A 19,804-nucleotide genomic window follows, 5' to 3' on the forward strand; every position below is an offset into this window, starting at 1 on the left:
TTTAAAATGATAGTTTTACTATTATTTTAGGGATGTTTTTTAAATTTTAAGGAGGGTTATGAACAAAAAAAGAGTAGTTATTGGGATGTCAGGTGGAGTTGATAGTTCTGTTGCTGCATATTTACTTAAAGAGCAAGGCTATGAAGTAGTTGGGCTTTTTATGAGAAATTGAGATAGTTTATTAAATAATGATATTTTAGGAAATGAAAAAATAACTCAAGATATTTGCCCTCAAGAACAAGATTATCAGGATGCTTTAAGTGTTTGCCAAAAACTCCAAATTCCCTTGCACAGAGTTGATTTTGTCAAAGAGTATTGACAAAATGTCTTCAATAATTTTATAGAAGAATACAAAAAAGCAAGAACACCTAATCCTGATATTTTATGTAACAAATACATTAAATTTAATGCATTTGCCAAACATGCTTTTAATGAACTTAAAGCAGATTATATAGCTATGGGTCATTACGCTAATGTTGTGGATGGTCGTTTATATAAAGCTAAAGACGAAAATAAAGACCAAACTTACTTTTTAGCGCAGCTAAGTCATGAACAATTAAAAAATGTTATTATGCCTTTAGCAAATTTAGAAAAAACACAAATAAGAAAAATAGCTTTAGAATTGAATTTGGCAACTGCCAAAAAGAAAGATTCAACTGGTATTTGTTTTATAGGTGAAAGAAACTTTACAAAATTCTTGCAAAATTATATTCCTGCTCATGAAGGTGATGTGGTTAATATAATAACAAAGCAAAAAATAGCAAAACATATTGGTTGTTTTTATTACACAATAGGACAACGAAAAGGACTAAACTTAGGTGGAAATTCTGAGCCACATTATGTTTGTGGCCATGATGTTTTAAAAAATATTTTGTATGTGGCACCAGCTAGTAGTCCAGAATTTTTAGATTCTAATTCATTGATTGCATCAAATTTAACACTAAATCATCAAAATTTTAATAAAGAAAATATTACTGTTAAATTTAGATACAGACAACAAGAAATTAAAGCAATTGTTGAATTTTTAGAAGACAAAAAAGTTAAAATTATATACAATTCAAAATCACAAGCAGTTACTCCTGGGCAACAAGTAGTTCTATATGAAGGACAAAAATGTTTAGGTGGAGCCATAATTGAAGAAGTTTTTATGGATAACAAAAAATTAGATTATTTATAGGAGAATTTATGAATTCAAAAAAAATAAGACAAGATTGATTGAACTTTTGAGAACAAAAGCAACATTTAATAGTTCCTACAAAAAGTTTAGTTCCAGTTAATGATAATTCATTATTGTGAATAAATTCTGGTGTTGCAACCTTAAAGGATTATTTTTCTGGTAAGAAAAACCCTCCTTCATTAAGATTAACTAATTCACAAAAAGCAATAAGAACCAATGATATTGAAAACGTTGGTATAACAGCAAGACACCATACATTTTTTGAAATGCTAGGAAATTTTTCAATTGGTGATTACTTTAAAAAAGAAGCTATTTACTGAGCAAGTGAATACTTAAATAACATTTTAAAACTTGATAAAGAAAAACTTTTTTTCACGTATTTTCATGAAGATTTAGAAACTAAAAAATTATGAATGGATTGTGGCTATGATGAATCACATATGATACCTGGTGATAAAAAAACTAACTTTTGAGAAGTAGGTTCTGGACCATGTGGACCAAATACTGAAATTTTTTATGACAGGGGCGCAAAATATGATTCTAGAGGAATTGAGTTGCTTAAAGAAGATTTAGAAAATGATCGTTATATAGAAATTTGAAATATTGTTTTTTCTACCTATAATTCAGATGGAGAAGGAAATTACACTGAATTAAAGCAAAAAAATATTGATACGGGTGCTGGCTTAGAAAGAATAGTTTCTATTATGCAAGATGCACCAACAAATTATGATTCTGACTTATTTATTCCTATTATTCAGGAAATAGAAAAATATGTGGAATTTAAATATGACACTAATAATTACTTTAAAAAAGACTTAGAACAAGAAAAAATAAATACTTCATTTAAAATAATTGCTGATCATATAAGAACCGTAGCAAACGCAATAGCGGATGGAGCTAAAGTTTCAAATGTTGGACGTGGTTATATTTTACGTAGATTAATTAGAAGAAGTATTTACAAAGGAATGCAATTAAAGGTAAAAAGTTCCTTATTTCTCTATAAACTAGTTAAAATAGTAAAAAGTACTTTACCTTACGAGTACGATACTAAAAAAGTCGAAAAAGCAATTAAAGAAGAAGAAGAACTTTTTGCTAAAACAATTGAAAAAGGAAGAAAACTACTGGAAAAAAACCTTGAAGATAACACAAAAATATTTTCAGGTGAAACAACATTTAAACTTTTAGAAACTTATGGATTTCCTCTTGAGTTAACTAAAGAAATATTAGAAGAAAAAAATATTTCTATTAATATGGAAGAGTTTGAACAAGCAAAACAAAATCATGCTAATGCTTCTAGAGGTAAAAAAATCAGTGGAATGGATAAAGTTATAAATTCACTATCTTTATTAAAATCTAAAATAGATAATTTTGTTGGTTATGAACAAGTAGAAATAACAAGTAAAATTTTAAAACTATTTAATACAGAAAACGAAATTGAACAAAATGATGGAATTTCATATTTAATTTTAGAAAGCACTCCTTTTTATGCAACTTCTGGTGGTCAAAAGCACGATCGTGGGCATTTAATTCAAGATAAAAATAAATTAATAATTATTGATGTATTTAAAGATAAATTCGGAAATCATATTCACAAGGTTAAAGGGAAAATAAACAAAAAATTACCTATCGAATGTTTTGTCGATAAAACAATAAGATTAGGTTTAGAAAGAAATCACTCAGGAACTCATTTACTATATTGTGCCTTAAGAAATATTTTAGGTAAACAAATAGTTCAATTAGGAAGCGATAATAATGAAGAGAGATTAACTTTCGATTTACCAGCTGATACAAAACCCACTAATGAAGAAATTTTAAAAATTGAAAAGTTAGTAAAAACTTATATCCAGCAAGATGCAAAACGTGAATATTTGCAAATGTCTATAGATAAAGCAAAACAAATAAATGCCATATTAACCCTTGAAGAAGGCGAATATATGGATCAAAATAATGTAAGAATTGTAAAATTTGATAACATAACAGCTGATTTATGTGGTGGAACACACTTAAGCAACACTGCAAAGTTAGAAAATTTTAAAATAGTAGAAGTAGAAAAAAAATCTGCTGGAGTTTTTAGAATTAAAGCTATTTCATCGAATAAATTAGTTAATGATTATTTAACAAAAGAAATTGAAAAATTCGAGTTAGAACTAAATGTTGTAATTACAAAAATAAAAGATTTTGATAAAAATTACTCAGTTTTATTAAACAATAAAAATGACTTATCTAATTATTTAGAAAGTATAAAAATTGCTATAGATAAGGCAAATAATGATTTAAAAGATTTTTCTAAGAAGTCACAAAAACAAGCTGATTTTGATTTTGAATCTGTAGAATTTATAAAAATAAAAAATTATTTATTAAGTTTTACAAGTGCACAAAACCCAGGGCAAGTTAAGCTTATTTCAACTACTTTAAGAGAAAAAAATAATCAAAGCATTAATTTAGCATATTTTGCTGAAGGTAAAAATTTAACAATTTCACTTGCTTCAAAAGTTATTGATTCAAACCAATACTTACAAAAAATATTTACTAAATTTAATGGACGTGGCGGAGGAAACGCCATTATGTCAATGGGTAAATGTTTAGCAAATCCTAATGATATTTTTGAATACATAAAGGAATTACTAAATGCGTAAAATTGCTCTTGATTTAGGAAGTAGAACATGCGGTTTTGCTATTAGTGATGAATTAGGAATAATTGCTACAGGACTTGATAACTTTAGATTTTTTGAAGACAATTATCAAGCAGTTCTTAATGAATTAACGAAGTATACTAAGCAGTACAAAATTGATACAATAATTTTAGGATATCCTCTTAAAAACGATGGTTCAAAAAGCCAAAGCACCTTAAGAGTAGAATCCTTTAAAAAAATGATTGAAGATAATATTGATATTAAAGTTGTTTTAGTTGACGAGCAATATAGTACAAAAAACGCAGAAAATATTTTAATTTTTTCAGGTATGAAAAGAAAAAAGAGAAAGCAATTTAAAGACAAACTAGCAGCTCAACTAATTTTGGAGGATTTTTTAACATATGGTACAAGATAATTCAACAATAAGAACAGCATTAATTGTTTCTGCGATAGTTTTTGTTATTTTTTCATGAACACTAGTTATTGCATTTAGAATTAAAGCACAAAAAATGAGAAAGAAAATCTTACAAGAAGAAAGCAGAAAAACTTTTGAAGAGTTAAGTTCTCTAAGAAGTGATATGGGTACTTTGCCTTATAAAATTAAAGATTATTTAAAATCAAAAGTAGATGATTATGATCTTGAAAGTTTTATAAATACTTTTTATAAAAATAATTATAAAACTTCCTTAATAGACTATGAACAAGATATTTTTGCTTTAACTGCATTTCAAGAAAAAACTAAATCATTTGCTTATTTTAATTCTGAAACATTTAATATTATTCAATGAAATGATCTAGTTGAAAAATTTAAAGACTCAATAAATTACACCCCAAGAGTTTATAATAATGAAAAAGTAGATTTAATAATAGTGAAATCAAAAAATATTTCAAACCATGAAATATTTAAAAAATATTATTCAAATTTAAATTTAAACGGAATGTTGATAATTGATCAAAAAAATCAGTCTTCACACGATAAAAAGATTATTACAAATCATTTAAAAGATCAAAATATTGTATTTGAATTTTCACATGTAAAATCACAATTTTTATACATAGTTAAAAAGTAAAAAAAGATAAATAGTTCGGTTATTAACCGAACTTTTTCTTTAATTTTAAATTTAGTTAATTAAACACTTTTTAACAATATTAATAACTTAAAAAATTAATTATTTTATAATATATAATAAATAGCAATTATTAAGGAGAAATATGTCAAATCAAAACGCACAAGAAAAAATTTATTTAGCTAAAGAAACGCTAGAAAAATATAAAAACGAATATGACCATTTAGTTAATGTTGAGCGTCCAAGTGTACAAGCTGCTTTAAAAGAAGCTAGAGCACAAGGTGACCTTTCAGAAAATGCTGAATATGATGCAGCAAGAGATAGACAAGGTACTATTGAAGGTAGAATAAGTGAACTAGAAGCAATTTTAGATAGAGCAGAAATTATTTCTACAACACTTGACGGAAAAATTGGTATTGGATCAACAATCACATACTTTTCAGAATTAGACAAAGAGAAACATAAAGTTACAATTATGGGTTCTCACGATGCTAATCCATTTGAAAATAAAATTTCAAATGAAAGCCCACTTGCAGTAGCAATGTTGGATGCTAAAAAAGGAGATAAGATTGAAGTAGATGCGCCAGTTAAATACTTCATTGAAATTTTAGATATTGTAACAAGATAACATGAGGTAGGTAATTATGGAAAAAGATTATAGAGTAAAAGAAGTTTTATATACTCAAGAGTATTTAGAACAAGTAATAAAAAAAGCAGCACAATGAGTTAATGAAACTTTTAAAGATTCAAAAGATTTAATCATTGTAGCACTTTTAAAAGGTAGCGTACCTTTTCTAGCACAATTAATTAAGGATGTTAAAGTTGATCATTCAATTGACTTTTTAACAGCGAGCAGTTATGCTGGAGGACATGCTTCTACTGGAAGTGTAAAAATTATTATGGATCTTGCAAATGATATTGAAAACAAAGACGTTCTTATAGTAGAGGATATTATTGATAGTGGAATTACTTTAAGCAAAATTAAAAAAATGCTTGAAGGAAGAAAACCAAAAACCATTAAGATCTTGACTCTATTGGATAAACCAGTAAATAGAAAAGTTGAATTAAAGCCAGACTATAGCGCAATTGTAGTGCCTAATAAATTCTTAGTTGGATTTGGATTAGACTACAAAGAAAAAATGCGTAATATTCCTTACATTGGGGTATTTGATGAAAAATACATTGAAGACTAATTCTATAATTACAATTAAAAACATTGTTAAAAAATTTGATAAAAAAACAGCTTTAAACGACTTATCTTTAGAAATTAAAGAAGGTCAATTATTTTCCTTATTAGGTCTTAACGGAGCTGGAAAAAGTACTTTAGTAAATATAATTTCTGGTCTTTTAAAAATGGACTCAGGATCTATAGAAATTGATAAATTGTTAGTAGAAAAAAACGATTTAGAAATTAAAAACAAAATTGGTGTTTTATTTCAAAAATCGCTTATGGATCCTCTCTTAAGTGTTCAAGACAATTTATTAATAAGAGCTAGTTCATATTTCAATGATAAAAATCAAATAAAAGAAGCTTTTAACAATGTAGTTAAAGAATTTAAATTAGAAACGCTTTTAAAAAAAACTTATGCTAAATTAAGCGGTGGTCAACAACGCCGTGTTAATATTGCTCGCTGTTTAATTCACTCACCAAAAATACTTTTCTTAGATGAACCTACAACAGGTTTAGATCCAATTAGTCGAAAATTAGTTTGAGATATTATTCAAAAAATGATTAAAGAAAAAAACTTAACTGTATTTTTGACTACTCATTACATGGAAGAAGCAAACAACTCGGATTATGTAGTAATAATTGATGAAGGAAAAGTCTTATGTCAAGGGACGCCTTCTGAACTTAAAAACAATTTTTCAAAAATTTCCCTAATCATCTATACACAAGACGATTATAAAAAAATTTACGATTCAGTTTCAAATAGTGGTTTAGAATTTAAAACTGAAATTGATAAAATAACTATCACATTTGAAAATTTTAAAATACTTAATAATTTCATTGCAAAACATAAAACTTTTATTAATGATTATGAAGTTTTAAAAGGAACTATGGATGATGTTTTTATCAACGTATCAGGAAAGAATGCAGGTAATTTATAATGCAAAATTCTTTTAAAATGTCACTTTACTATTTAACAAAAAGAAATTTTCTTAACTTTTTTAAAGACACGAAAAAAATATTTTTTACAATCCTTACACCATTAATTTTATTATTGTTTTTTGGATTCTTTTTGAACAAATTTTCTGATGAATCTTTCGACAAATTATTTAAAGGTCTAGAAACAACTCCAAACATAACAAATGTAAAATTACAAGAAATTCATAGACATGCATTTGTTATATCATTCTTATTTATAGGGCTTTTAAGCATAACAGCTATTTCAAATGCTGTTAGTTTGTCTTCAATAATGGTTCAAGATAAGCAAAATGAATTATTAAATGATTTTTATATTTCTCCAATTAAAAATTATCTAATTAAATTAAGTTATTTACTATTCAATATAGTATTCAACTTTATTCTTTCGCTAATGATTATTATTTTAGTAACTATTTATTTAGCTATTAGAGGCTTAATTTTTACAAATTTAGTATATTCAATTTTACTTATTGTTCCATTAACTTTAGTTAACTGTATAGTTCATTCAATAATATTTGTTTTCATATTTAGTTTTATTAAAAACTTAGGAGTCTTTAATGCTTTAGCTTCTATTTTAGGAACTTTTGTTGGTATATTTGTTGGAGCTTATTTTCCATTAAGTTCATTTCCAACTTGACTACAATCAATTTTTTCTTTAATACCAGCAACACAAATGGCTGCAATTTTTAGAAATTTACTATATACAAGCCTTTTAAGTAATTATTATGGTGCTGATATTATTGAAAAATTGCCTGAATGATTTACTAATTTTATTAACACAAAAGGTTTAATAATTACTTATAAAGTTGAGTGATTTTATAGCTTAACTTATGTTGTAGGTTTTGGTTTAGTTTTTCTATTGATGATAATTTTTATAAAAACTAATCATGCAAAAAAATAATTAAACGGGTGCTTTTGCACTTGTTTTTATACTTTTTGAAAACAATAAAAAATTACTATTTTTATAGTAAAATAAAATAAAAATATATTAGGAGAAATAAATGTTAAAAATACTTAATCACCCATTGATTGAAATTAAATTAACTGTTATGCGTGATCAAAACGCTGACCACTCAAAATTTAGAAGAAATTTAAACGAAATTGCTTCTTTAATGGTGTATGAGGTTCTTAGAGATTACAAAACTAAAGAATATAAAGTAACTACGCCATTAAGTGTTGAATATAAAGGTCAAACATTTGACAAAGAAATAGTTATAGTACCAATTCTTAGAGCAGGTTTAGGAATGGTTGAAGGACTACTTGAACTTGTTCCGCAAGCAAAGGTTGGTCACATTGGTCTTTATAGAGATGAAAAAACTTTAAAAGCACACGAATACTTTTATAAAATGCCTCAAGTTAATAAAGATAGCTATGTGTTTGTAGTCGATCCTATGTTAGCAACAGGAGGAAGTGCAATTGATGCAGTTGAAACATTAAAAAGAGATGGATTTACAAACATTTCTTTAGTCTGTTTAGTTGGAGCTCCAGAAGGAGTTAAAAACGTTTTAGAGAAATTTGGGAATGACTTTAAAATATTTTTAGCAGCATTAGATGAAAAACTTAACGAAATTGGATATATTACACCTGGTTTAGGTGACGCTGGCGATCGAATTTTCGGAACAAAATAGCAAAATGCGTTTTTCAAAAACTAATTCATCAAGAAATATCACTATTAAAATCACTTTAACAGGAATGCTACTAGGTTTAACATTATTGTTTAATTACTTAAGTGCATTTATGCCTTTTGCAGGAACATTTCTAAAGTTTGATTTTTCACTGATATTTGTTTTTGTTACCTTTTACTTTGTAGGATTTAGATACGGAATCATACTTTTAGTAATTAGATTCCTACTAGGTCCACTTATGGGCGGCGCGCCAACCGCTGATAAGTGATTAGGTCATGCAATTTTATTACTAACCCATGCCACTTTTGTTTTATTCTTTTATTTAATGTACAAAATTTTAATTATTCATTCAAAATGTAATTTAGTAAATGAATATTATTTAAATAGTCCAATTTCACAAAAAAAATATAAATTTTATTATTTAAAACTTATAGCTATATTTGCAATTTCGATACTTATTACTTCAGTTTTAATTACATCAGCATCAACATTTATTTTTAACCCATTATACTTCTGAATATACAAAAATTTATTTGGATTTGGTCATATTCAAGAACCAACATATAGAAGTTTACTTGAAAGTTATGAAGAATACCGTTTATTCTTTTTTGGTATAAAACCCTATGCCCTAGGTTCATATGCACTTTTTATACCTTTTAATTTATTAAATTTATCAATAAATTCAGCAATTTTAATAATTATATTAATGCTAGATTATAAAACAAATGTATTTAGCAAATATAAGGAAAATAGCCAAAATATTTACTAGGAGACCTATGTCAAAGGAATATTCATATTCTAAATTAGAAAAAAACTGACAAAAATTTTGAGATGAATCAAAATATTTTGAACCCAAAAATGATTTTTCGTTACCAAAAAAATATATATTAAGTATGTTTCCATATCCTAGTGGACAAGTTCACATGGGACACGTAAGAAATTATGTTATAGGAGATGCTATAGCTCGTTTTTATCGTCGTAGGGGATACAATGTTTTACATCCATTTGGATGAGATGCTTTTGGTTTACCAGCTGAAAATGCTGCTATAAAAAACAATTTTCACCCTAAAGACTGAACATATAAAAACATTCAAACAATGAACGAAGTTATTAAACAGCTTGGTATTTCTTTTGCGTGGGATTTAGAATGTATAACAGCTGATGATGATTATGCAAAATGAGAGCAACATTTATTTTTAAAATTATGACATAAAGGTTTGGTTTATAGAAAAAAAACTGAACTTAATTTTTGTGAAACAGATCAAACAGTTTTAGCAAATGAACAAGTAATTAATGAAACCTGTTGAAGATGTGATTCTAAAGTTGTAAAAAAAGAAATGGATCAATATTATTTAAAAATTACTGATTATGCAGAAGAATTATTAAAAGACTTAGATTTATTAGAAGGTCATTGACCAAGTCAAGTAATTACAATGCAGCGTAATTGAATTGGCAAAAAGATTGGAATAAATGTTTCTTTTAAAACAAATATAAAAACTAAAAATAATACTTTAAATATTTTTGAAGAAAACATTGAACATTTCGAAAATGCCTCATTTATAGGATTAAACGCTAATAGCGATATCGTAAAAGAACTTACTAAAAACGGTTATTTTACTTTAGATCAATTGGAAGTTATCGAACAAATAAAACTTAATATTACTTCTAAAATATTTAATCAAAAGTTATTTTTGAATACTGAATTTAAAGCAATTAATCCATTAAACAATCAAGAATTACCTATTTATATAATTGATTTTTCATCTTTAAATAATGACGAAACAGCTATTATTGGAAGTTTTTTGAAGAAAAGAGATTTAGATTTCATTGAACATTACAAACTAAATTTAAATACCACATTAACTTCAGATAAATTTGACTTAAGCGCTTATAAACAAGAAGTAAAATACAATTTAAGAGATTGAGGTATTTCAAGACAAAGGTATTGAGGTAATGCAATTCCTTTAGTAAAATGTAAAACTTGTGGAATTGTACCTTTAAAAGAAAAATATTTACCAATTTTATTACCTAGAAAAGTAAGTTTTACAGGTTCTGGAAATCCACTTGAAACAAATCCAGAATGAATTAAAACAACTTGCCCTAATTGTCAAGCTGATGCAAAACGTGAAACTGATACATTAGACACATTTTTTGAATCGAGTTGATACTTTTTAAGATATACAACACCTAAAGACAAAAGATTAGATCATATGTTAGTTCCTGAATATATTAATTATTGAAGCAGTGTTGATGAATATATTGGAGGAATAGAACATGCGATTTTACACTTGCTATATGCCCGTTTCTTTACAAAAGTTTTAAATGATATTGATTTAGTTCCTTTCAGAGAACCTTTTAATAACCTTTTAACCCAAGGGATGGTGCTTAAAGACGGAGCGAAAATGTCTAAATCAAAAGGGAATGTGGTAATTCCTACGGATATGATTGATGCTTACGGAGCTGATGTTACTAGGTTATTTATACTTTTTGCTGCGCCTCCTGTTAAAGAATTAGAATGAAGTGATTCTGGAATTTTAGGGTGTTTTAAATTTGTTAAAAGATTATGAACACTTTCTCAAAAAGTTTCAAAAAATGATTACATTAAGAATATAGATACATCAAGTTTAACTTTAGAACAAAAGGATGCTAGAAGAAAACTTTATCAAGGTTTAAATAAATCATTAGAAATTTTTGAAAATAGAAAAAATGAGTATTCATTTAACACTATTATTTCATGATGCATGGAAACCATAAATGCCTATGATGCAATTGAAAACAAAAATTTACTAGCTGAATATTTATATGTTACTTTAAATATATTAGAACCTTATATGCCTCACTTATCTTGAGAATTATCAAAAAAACTTTTTAACTTAAATAATTTAAATGATTTTAATGTGAATCAAAAAGCTTTAGAAAATGACTTAATTTCATATGGAATAACTGTAAACGGGAAAGCTCGTGCAGAATTGCAAGTAAATATAAATGAAACAAAAGAAGAAATATTACAAAAAGCTCGTGATTTAGTTATGCCAAAATGGGTAACAAAAGAAACTTTAATTAAAGAAATTTATGTGCCTAAAAAACTTATAAATTTTGTTATAAAAATTGAAAAAAACTAATTTTTTCCTCATTTAGTGCTTTTATAAAATAAAGCACTTTTTTTGATAAAATTAATAATACATTGCGATAAAAAGGAGACCTAAGATGTTACTACCATACATAATCATAGATAAAAAAGATATATCTTTTCCACATACAGTTTATGTGGCAAAAGTTGATGAAAAACAACAAGAAAAAATAATTATAGATTATCTATTAAAAGGAAAATTTGAACGTGTAGCTATTTTTTATAATGATACCAATTCAAAAACTAATTCTATTATCCCGGTAGCTTTATATGCTAAACCTTTAAAATTTGAAAAAATTAAATCTGAATATTTTTTAACATTTAAAGGAATTGAAAGACTTAAACTTACTGGTGACAGTTTAAATTTTGACGAAAATAATTTTACTAAATCAGAAAAACAAACTGCAGAAGAATTTGAAAACGTGTATAAAAATTTTGTAAGAGCTGATAAACTTCATAAGTCTTTTGATTCAATTATCGAAGAAATTAAAGAAACTCAAGAGACAATAAGTTCTATTCCTAATCTTTTATATGAAACATATTCTAATTTAGAAAAAATGAATGAATCTTTATTGAAACTAAACCCTTATACTGGTAAAAAATATAAACTTAGTGACGTTATGAAACTTCAAAATATCGATCGCGAAAACAATCAAGATGCCATAGAAAATCCTAATGTTTTACTAAGCACATTGTTAAGTTTTACTACCGATTTAGAAATCTATTATTCTTCATTAAATCTTTTTTGTGTTGTGAACCCACTTGATTATTTTAATAGCTTCAGTAACATAATTACCTATGCAGCAGGCTTAATAGAACTTGAAACTGATATTCAAGGAACAATAAACGATAACATGATGGTCCAACAAAAAGAATTTTTACTTCGTGAAAAAATGAAAGTAATTAAAAGTGAATTGCGTTCATTAGATGTAGAAGAAGAGCATGATGAATACAGTAAAATAATCAAAAATAAAAAATTAAAATTTATTTACCCAGAAACAGTTCAAAAAATTATAAGAGAAGAAAACGAAAAACATAGTCAAATGATTTCATCTTCACCTGATGCTAATATAACAAGAACTTATATTGATACACTTAAAAAATTGCCTTGAAGAAAAACCGCTAAAGAACATCTTGATATTAAAAAAGCAAGAGAAATTCTTGATAAATATCATTACGGACTTGATGAGGTTAAAGAAAGAATTATTGAACATTTAGCAGTTATTTTAAATAATAGAAATCATTCTAAAAGCAATAAAAATATCGTTGAAATTGACAAAGAACATGAAATTGATTTAAATTTATTTAAAAATTCAAAACTTAAAGAAAGTGACAGTGTATTTAATAATGTTCCTATTCTAGCATTGGTAGGTCCTCCAGGAACAGGAAAAACTTCTTTATCAAAAGCAATTGCTGAAGCTTTACAAAAGAGTTTTGTTAAAATTTCTCTTGGTGGAGTACACGACGAAAGTGAAATTAGAGGACATCGTAGAACTTATGTTGGCGCTATGCCTGGAAAAATAATTAAAGCTATTTTAAAAGCTGAAGTGTCAAATCCATTAGTTTTATTAGATGAAATTGATAAAATGGCATCAGACATGAAAGGCGATCCAGCTTCTGCTATGTTAGAAGTTTTAGACCCTGAACAAAATACAAAATTTCAAGATCATTATTTAGAGCACGAATATGATTTATCAAAAATTATGTTCTTAGCAACTGCCAATTATTATGAAGATATTCCAGCGCCATTAATAGATAGAATAGAAATAATTGAATTAAGTCCCTATACCATAACCGAAAAAGTAAAAATTGCTCGTAATCATTTACTAAAAAAAGTAAGAGAACAAACATCACTAAGTGACAAATTATTTCAAATAAGCGATGAAACAATTATTTACATAATTAAGCACTATACACATGAAGCCGGAGTACGTGGATTAAAGAGAATTCTAGATAAAATAGCAAGAAAGATTGTTGTTAAGGTAATTGATAATCCTAAAATGAAATCTTTTGAAGTAAAAAAAGAAATGCTTATTGACTTAATTGGGATTGTTAAATTTAGAGAAGAAGAGTTAGAAACAGAAGAAGTTAAAGGAACTGCTACTGGTCTTGCATACACCTCAACAGGTGGTTCAACCTTACAAATCGAAGTTACTGCATATCCAGGAAAAGGTGAAATTAAATTAACAGGACAGTTAAAAGATATAATGCAAGAATCAGCGCAAATAGCATTAACTTATGTTAGAGCCAACGCTGAAAAATTTAACATAAAAGATTTTGATTTTGAAAATAATATCATTCATATTCACGTTCCTGAAGGTGCTGTTCCAAAGGATGGACCAAGTGCCGGAGTAACATTTACTACTGCTATTATTTCTGCATTATCTGGTAAAACTGTAAAAAATGTTTATGGTATGACTGGTGAAATTACATTAAGAGGTAAAGTTCTAGAAATAGGTGGATTAAAAGAAAAATCATTTGCCGCTAGTCAATTAGGTTTAAAATACGTTTTTATACCTTATAATAACATAAAAAACTTAAGAGATATTCCTGATGAAATAAAAGATTTAATAACATATTTACCTGTTAAAAAATATGATGAAATTTTTGATATCTTATTTTTAAACAAAGAACATAATTTAACAATTGATAAAACTAACAACAAAGATTTATCTAAATATTAATAATAAATAGTCAAACTAATTGGCTATTTTTATTGTCTTAAAAAACAAATAAAAAGAACATTATGTTCTTTTTAATCATTCATTTCAGGAAAATGTTCTAATAATATTTTATATACTTTAGAAGGAGTTGTTGCTTTTTGAATTTTTTCATGGAATTGATCATCTAAGGAATATAAAGCAATTGCTTGAATGGCTTCGACTTGTAAATCTCTTTCTTCTTTTTTAAGAGCCAGGGTAAAAAACAATTTAGCTGGTTTTTTGTCTTCTGCTTCTCAATTAATACCATGCTTTGAAATTGACACAGCCAAAACAGGTTTTTCAACACTTGAAGAACACCCATGTGGTACTGCAATTCCATCATTTAATGAAGTATGCATCATTAATTCTCTATATTGTAGAGCGTTAAAGAATTTTTCTTCATCATTTACAAACCCTTTAAGTTTTAAATTTTTTGAAATTTGTCTAATTGCATCATCATGTGAATTTGCTTCAAAATCTAAAAATATTGCTTCTTCGTTTAATAAATCTTTTAAGTTCATATTTTACTTTATTTTAATTTAGGCATTATACTTAACGAAATTGCTTGAGGACCACAGTGAACAGCAACAGCACTTGGTGTTGTAATGATAGAATCAAGAGTTATATTTTCTAAGTTAGCATTTGTTAAAACTTCGTTTTTAAATTCTGCGTCATTTCCTGTAATTAATCTAATTGAATAGTTTTTAATTTGATTAATTCCGCCAGCAAATTTAACAAGTTTTTCAAAAACTTTTGCTACTGCAGTTTTTGTACTTCTTTTTAAACCTGAAACAGAAACATGCCCATCAAATTTTAAAATAGGGATCATTGCGATTTTAGTCATTATAAATTTTTTAGCACCTGTTAATCTTCCGCCTTTGATTATGTAATCTAGGTTTTTAGGTATGATGTATGTTTGAGATTGTTCAGAAATATTTTTTATAGTTTTTACAACTTCTTCAATGTTTTCATTTTTTTCATATAAGTCTTGTACATAGTATGCTACATCACTTAATTGATCTCCAGAAAACTTGTTGTCAACAACATAAACGTTTTGATAATTTTTAGCAATTGTTTCTGCTTGAATTGCAGTAGAAGATAAGGCTTGAGAAATTCCTAAATATACAACGTGATTATATTTACTTGAAAATTCTTTAATTGTTTCTTCCATAGTGTCGTATACAGGTAAAGATGTCATAAATTTTGAACTTTTGCCTAATAATTCTAGTATATCTTCAAAAGGTTGATTTCCATCTTCGTATAATTTTCCATCTAATTCAATTTGTAATGATAAATAACCAAAGTTATTTTTTAATGCTTCTTGTTTTGTCATTCCTGAGAATGAATCAATAATTATTCCTAGTTTTTTCATGCCTTTATTTTATCAAATAGAACAAAAAATATAATAATTATCAAAACATTATTTATTATGAAAATTTTTTAATAAAGTATTAATAAAAATTTTATTGATTCTTAAAAAATTATTATTTATTTATCTATATTAAAGACAAATTTGCAAAAAATACACCAGGTTATTGGTGTATTAATTTTTATAATAATGGTTCAAAATATCCGGTTATTCCTGCTTTTTTTACTATATGAGGATCGATAGATAAATTATTAAGTTCATATAATAGAAATACATCATTTGACTTTGTTATGTGTAAAACATTTAAGCAATCATAAAACACTGATGTATCGTTAATATATTTAGTAATATCTTTTGAAATAACAAGGATCTTAATTTTAGCTATATTAATTAAATTTAATAATGGTTTATTAATATTTTTAACATATAAAGCTGTTGGGACATTTTTTTTCTTTAAGTCGATTATTTTTTCTTTAAGTTGGTCAAAATAAAAATCATTATTGAACGAATATATTAAATATGTTGGCAGTACTTTTAAATTTTTTGTTTCTTGAAAGCGAATAAAATTTTCTTGAGAAATTGGAATAATTGTATTTTTACTTATATTTTGTTTCTTTAAGATATATTCATTTCATGATTCTTCGTAAATAAATTTTAAATAAGGAATTTGATTAAAAAATTTATAATCTTGTTCAGAAACGTTTTTTACTTTAACTTGAATAACTTTCATTGTCGTTGAATTGCCAGAGCTATAATTTTTAATATAACTTTCAACAATTTGATATTTTTGATTTATATTGTTTTCTTGATAATTTAAAAACGAAGTCATAAATTCAGAAAATTTATTATCTAATCAACTGTTATGAAACGAATAATAAACATGATCTAAACTTTTATTATTAACTTTTAAATTAAATAATTGAAATGAGAATTTATTCATTTCTTCATTTAAATTATCTAAATCTATTATTTGTCTAACATCGGTCATAGCAATAGAATTTAAAAGTGGATCAAATTCAATATATTCATTTATTTTTGATATTTTATATTTTAGTTTTTCTATTTTCTTTTCTTTTGGTTTTTTATAAATGAAAAATAAAATACCATTTTTTACATAATATTTAGTATCAGAAGATTTTAAATCGAGTCTATTTAATAAATTTTTAATTAAGTAACTATTAATATCGTGTATTAAAAAGAAAGGTTTTAGAAGTCCACATATCACTAAATAAGGACCTCGATTATGTTTAACGATTTGAGTGCTTATGTCAATTTTTATTACTTTTAATTTTTTAATTCTTTTTACGTCTCAATCAATGCTACAGTAGAATTTGTCATTTTCTTTTGGAAAAATAGTTAACTTATAATCATAAGTAAATTGCTTTTTATTTCGAGGCGCAATAATATTTACTATTGCTTCTAAAAAAGTATATTTCTTTTTATATTTAGGATTTAATTCAAAGTTTATTGTGTTGGTTTTATCGAATTTTTGTGTTAATATTTCATCAATTTGCTCAATGGTATTTTTGCTAAAAAATTCATAAAACTCATCGATTGAAATATATGTATTTTGATTAAATTTTGATTTTTCTGCATCAAAAATTATTGATAAATTTTTTGTTTTTGGTGAATTTCTGAATACTCTTTTTTCTTTGGTGTCAATAACAAAGTGAATTGTTCCTATTGAAGAGCGAGTGTTAATTAAGTTTATAATTCAAATTGCACAAGCAATAAATAATAAAATTATAATTGCTAAAGCAGTGAACATCACAACCATGTATGGCATTATTTAGTAATTACCCTTAATGATTTATGATTTTTATTAAGTGTTCTTATTTTTTTATTAATAATAAACTCAACAATTATTTCACCGTTATTAACTTCTAATACAATTCCTTCTCCAAAAGTAGTATGTGAAATAACATCGCCTTTAACAATTTTATCGCTTGTTAATTCATTATCAACTGGTGCTCCTATTTCAATTTCGGAAGTAAAAGTGTTTTTATCAACTATGTAATTTTCTAGTTTTATACCCATTTCTTTAATAAATCTTGATGGTTCTTTTTTCTCCTTGGTATCCATTAAATAACCACGAGAGTCTGAAATAAAAAGTTTGTTTCTAGCTCTTGTCATTGCAACATAAGCTAATCTTCTTTCTTCTTCAAGTCCGTCTGAACTACTTAAAAAATTATTAGAATCTAGCGCTTTATAATTAGGGAAAATTCGTTCAGTTAAACCAACAACAAAAACATTGTCAAATTCTAAACCTTTTGCAGAGTGTACAGTCATTAATGAAACATAATTAGGTTCAGTGTCATATTCATCTGAAGCACTTAAAAGAGAAACTAATTCAAGATATTCTTTAATTCCTTTGTCAGGATTTTTTTCTTCTCATGCAGCAATAGACCTAATTAATTCTTGAACGTTATCAGTTGCAGTTCCACTTAAATTTTGATCTTGTTTAATTTGTTTGTAAAATTCTAAGTCTTCAAGCATTTTATTTAAAACAACGTTAATAGGGTTTTTCATTAATGCACTTTTGTACTTAACAATTATTTTTAAGAATGGGAAAATTTTATTTTTGATTACATTTTTATTAATTGGCATAACTTTAAAATGGTTGATTAAATAATCATGCAAACTTATATTAAGATTATTAGCTTCTTTTTTGATTTTTGCTAGTGTTACTTCGCCAATTCCTCTTGTTGGAACATTAATTATTCTTTCTAAAGCAATATCAGATCCATCATAAATTACTCTTAAAAAAGCTAATGCATCTTTAATTTCAGAACGTTGGAAAAATTTTGTTCCGTTAAAAATTTTATGTGAAATACTTTCACCAAGCAATTCTTCTTCAAAAGCACGTGAATAATAATTTGAACGATAAAGTATTGCAATATTTTTAAGTTGGATTTTTTTCTTGCGTAATTCATTAATTTTTTGAACTACTCATCTAGCCTCTGCTTCCATACTAAAACCATGATAAAATTCAATCTCTTCACCAACATGATTATTAGCAATTAAATCTTTACTATATCTATTTTTATTGTGTTTAATTAACATGTTAGCAGCATCAAGAATATTTTTTGTTGAACGATAGTTATGATTAAGAACTATGGTTTTAGAATCTGGATATTCTTTATCAAAATCTAAAATTAAATTAACGTTTGCCCCACGTCAGTTATAAATTGTTTGATCAGGATCTCCAACAATTGTTAAGTGTGTATTTTCATTGCATAATTTTTGCACGATGTGGTATTGTGAACTTGATGTATCTTGAAACTCATCAACTAATATATGAGAAAAATAATTGCTTCACTTTTTAGCAACATCGCTATTATTTTCTAATAAATATTCAACTTTTAAAATTAAGTCATCAAAATCCAAATATCCCTTTTCTACAAGGTAATTAGTATAGTGATTATAAATTTTTGGAATGTAATCATCTGTACTTAAATTTAGTGATTTAGCTACATCTTCTACATTCATGCCAGCATTTTTTGCTCATGAAATATGTTGAATAATAGAAGAATATGAAACTTCATGAGGTGTAATTCCAAATCTTTTATAAATATTTTTAATAATTAGTGTTTTATCTGATTCATCAATAATCTGAAAGTCTTGTTTATATCCCAACTTTTCGGCTTCACGACGTAGTATATGAACACAAAGCCCATGAAATGTAAAAACATTTAATTTGTTCATTTCACCAGAACAATACTGCGCTATTCTTTGGTGCATTTCATTACTTGCTTTATTTGTAAATGTAACTGCTAATATTTGACGAGGTAAAATTGCCATTTCATTAATTAAATAGGCTATTTTTCTAGTTAAAACTTTAGTTTTACCAGAACCGGCCCCAGCAATTATTCTTAAATGTGAGTCAAAATATTGAACAGCTAATTTTTGTTCAGGATTTAAATCTTTTAATAAGTTAACTTTGTTTTTAATCATT

General features: G+C 26.0%; 16 protein-coding genes. 12 read left to right on the plus strand and 4 right to left on the minus strand.

Annotated features, from left to right (window positions below):
• Positions 1-58 precede the first annotated feature (58 nt).
• From mnmA to lon, 12 genes are all read left to right on the plus strand, one after another.
• Entirely contained in the window at positions 59-1,177 is a 1,119-nt protein-coding gene (mnmA, locus tag MALL_RS03875; protein WP_005683946.1) for a tRNA 2-thiouridine(34) synthase MnmA, read from the plus strand.
• Between the two features lie 8 nt (positions 1,178-1,185).
• Positions 1,186-3,813 carry an alanine--tRNA ligase gene (gene alaS / locus MALL_RS03880; RefSeq protein ID WP_005683761.1) on the plus strand — a complete coding sequence of 876 codons (2,628 nt, stop codon included), beginning with the start codon at positions 1,186-1,188 and terminating at the stop codon, positions 3,811-3,813.
• Positions 3,806-4,225 (plus strand): Holliday junction resolvase RuvX, encoded by a 420-nt coding sequence (gene ruvX, locus MALL_RS03885; protein ID WP_005683739.1) that lies wholly within the window; start codon positions 3,806-3,808, stop codon positions 4,223-4,225. Before alaS ends, ruvX begins: the two co-directional genes overlap by 8 nt.
• Complete coding sequence (locus MALL_RS03890) at positions 4,212-4,880, plus strand: BC85_0335 family putative methyltransferase (RefSeq protein WP_005683853.1); 669 nt, start codon at positions 4,212-4,214, stop codon at positions 4,878-4,880. Before ruvX ends, MALL_RS03890 begins: the two co-directional genes overlap by 14 nt.
• 142 nt (positions 4,881-5,022) lie before the next feature.
• Complete coding sequence (gene greA, locus MALL_RS03895) at positions 5,023-5,505, plus strand: transcription elongation factor GreA (protein ID WP_005683906.1); 483 nt, start codon at positions 5,023-5,025, stop codon at positions 5,503-5,505.
• 16 nt (positions 5,506-5,521) lie between these two features.
• The gene (hpt, locus tag MALL_RS03900; RefSeq protein ID WP_005683948.1) at positions 5,522-6,070 is read left to right on the plus strand and encodes a hypoxanthine phosphoribosyltransferase; all 549 of its coding nucleotides are present in this window, start codon (positions 5,522-5,524) and stop codon (positions 6,068-6,070) included.
• On the plus strand, positions 6,048-6,986 hold the full coding sequence (locus tag MALL_RS03905) for an ABC transporter ATP-binding protein (RefSeq protein WP_040545631.1): 939 nt from the start codon (positions 6,048-6,050) through the stop codon (positions 6,984-6,986). Before hpt ends, MALL_RS03905 begins: the two co-directional genes overlap by 23 nt.
• A 17-nt stretch (positions 6,987-7,003) precedes the next feature.
• Positions 7,004-7,924 (plus strand): ABC transporter permease, encoded by a 921-nt coding sequence (locus MALL_RS03910; RefSeq protein ID WP_235746472.1) that lies wholly within the window; start codon positions 7,004-7,006, stop codon positions 7,922-7,924.
• A gap of 100 nt (positions 7,925-8,024) precedes the next feature.
• Entirely contained in the window at positions 8,025-8,651 is a 627-nt protein-coding gene (upp, locus tag MALL_RS03915; RefSeq protein ID WP_005683945.1) for a uracil phosphoribosyltransferase, read from the plus strand.
• 4 nt (positions 8,652-8,655) lie between these two features.
• The gene (locus MALL_RS03920) at positions 8,656-9,417 is read left to right on the plus strand and encodes an MPN527 family putative ECF transporter permease subunit (protein ID WP_005683748.1); all 762 of its coding nucleotides are present in this window, start codon (positions 8,656-8,658) and stop codon (positions 9,415-9,417) included.
• Between the two features lie 7 nt (positions 9,418-9,424).
• A complete protein-coding gene (locus MALL_RS03925) occupies positions 9,425-11,770 on the plus strand; it encodes a class I tRNA ligase family protein (RefSeq protein ID WP_005683900.1) in 2,346 nt (781 codons plus the stop codon).
• Positions 11,771-11,855: 85 nt separating this feature from the next.
• Positions 11,856-14,462, plus strand: a complete 2,607-nt coding sequence (lon, locus tag MALL_RS03930) for an endopeptidase La (RefSeq protein ID WP_005683760.1) — start codon at positions 11,856-11,858, stop codon at positions 14,460-14,462.
• Between the two features lie 71 nt (positions 14,463-14,533).
• On the opposite strand, the gene MALL_RS03935 is transcribed toward lon, so the two are convergent.
• The 4 genes from MALL_RS03935 to MALL_RS03950 all read right to left on the minus strand — a co-directional run bounded on the left by MALL_RS03935 (position 14,534) and on the right by MALL_RS03950 (position 19,803).
• Positions 14,534-15,001 (minus strand): PTS sugar transporter subunit IIA, encoded by a 468-nt coding sequence (locus MALL_RS03935; protein ID WP_005683983.1) that lies wholly within the window; start codon positions 14,999-15,001, stop codon positions 14,534-14,536.
• 8 nt (positions 15,002-15,009) lie between these two features.
• Positions 15,010-15,852 (minus strand): DegV family protein, encoded by an 843-nt coding sequence (locus MALL_RS03940; RefSeq protein ID WP_005683806.1) that lies wholly within the window; start codon positions 15,850-15,852, stop codon positions 15,010-15,012.
• A gap of 178 nt (positions 15,853-16,030) precedes the next feature.
• Positions 16,031-17,635: an MHO_4530 family protein gene (locus MALL_RS03945; RefSeq protein ID WP_005683831.1), complete on the minus strand. Its 1,605-nt coding sequence runs from the start codon at positions 17,633-17,635 to the stop codon at positions 16,031-16,033.
• A complete protein-coding gene (locus MALL_RS03950) occupies positions 17,635-19,803 on the minus strand; it encodes an ATP-dependent helicase (RefSeq protein ID WP_005683967.1) in 2,169 nt (722 codons plus the stop codon). The genes MALL_RS03945 and MALL_RS03950 overlap by 1 nt, the downstream gene beginning before the upstream one ends.
• Between the last annotated feature and the right edge of the window lies 1 nt (position 19,804).

Origin of the sequence: Mycoplasmopsis alligatoris A21JP2, from assembly GCF_000178375.1 — a bacterium.
In the GTDB taxonomy this organism is placed as follows: domain Bacteria; phylum Bacillota_I; class Bacilli_A; order Mycoplasmatales; family Metamycoplasmataceae; genus Mycoplasmopsis; species Mycoplasmopsis alligatoris.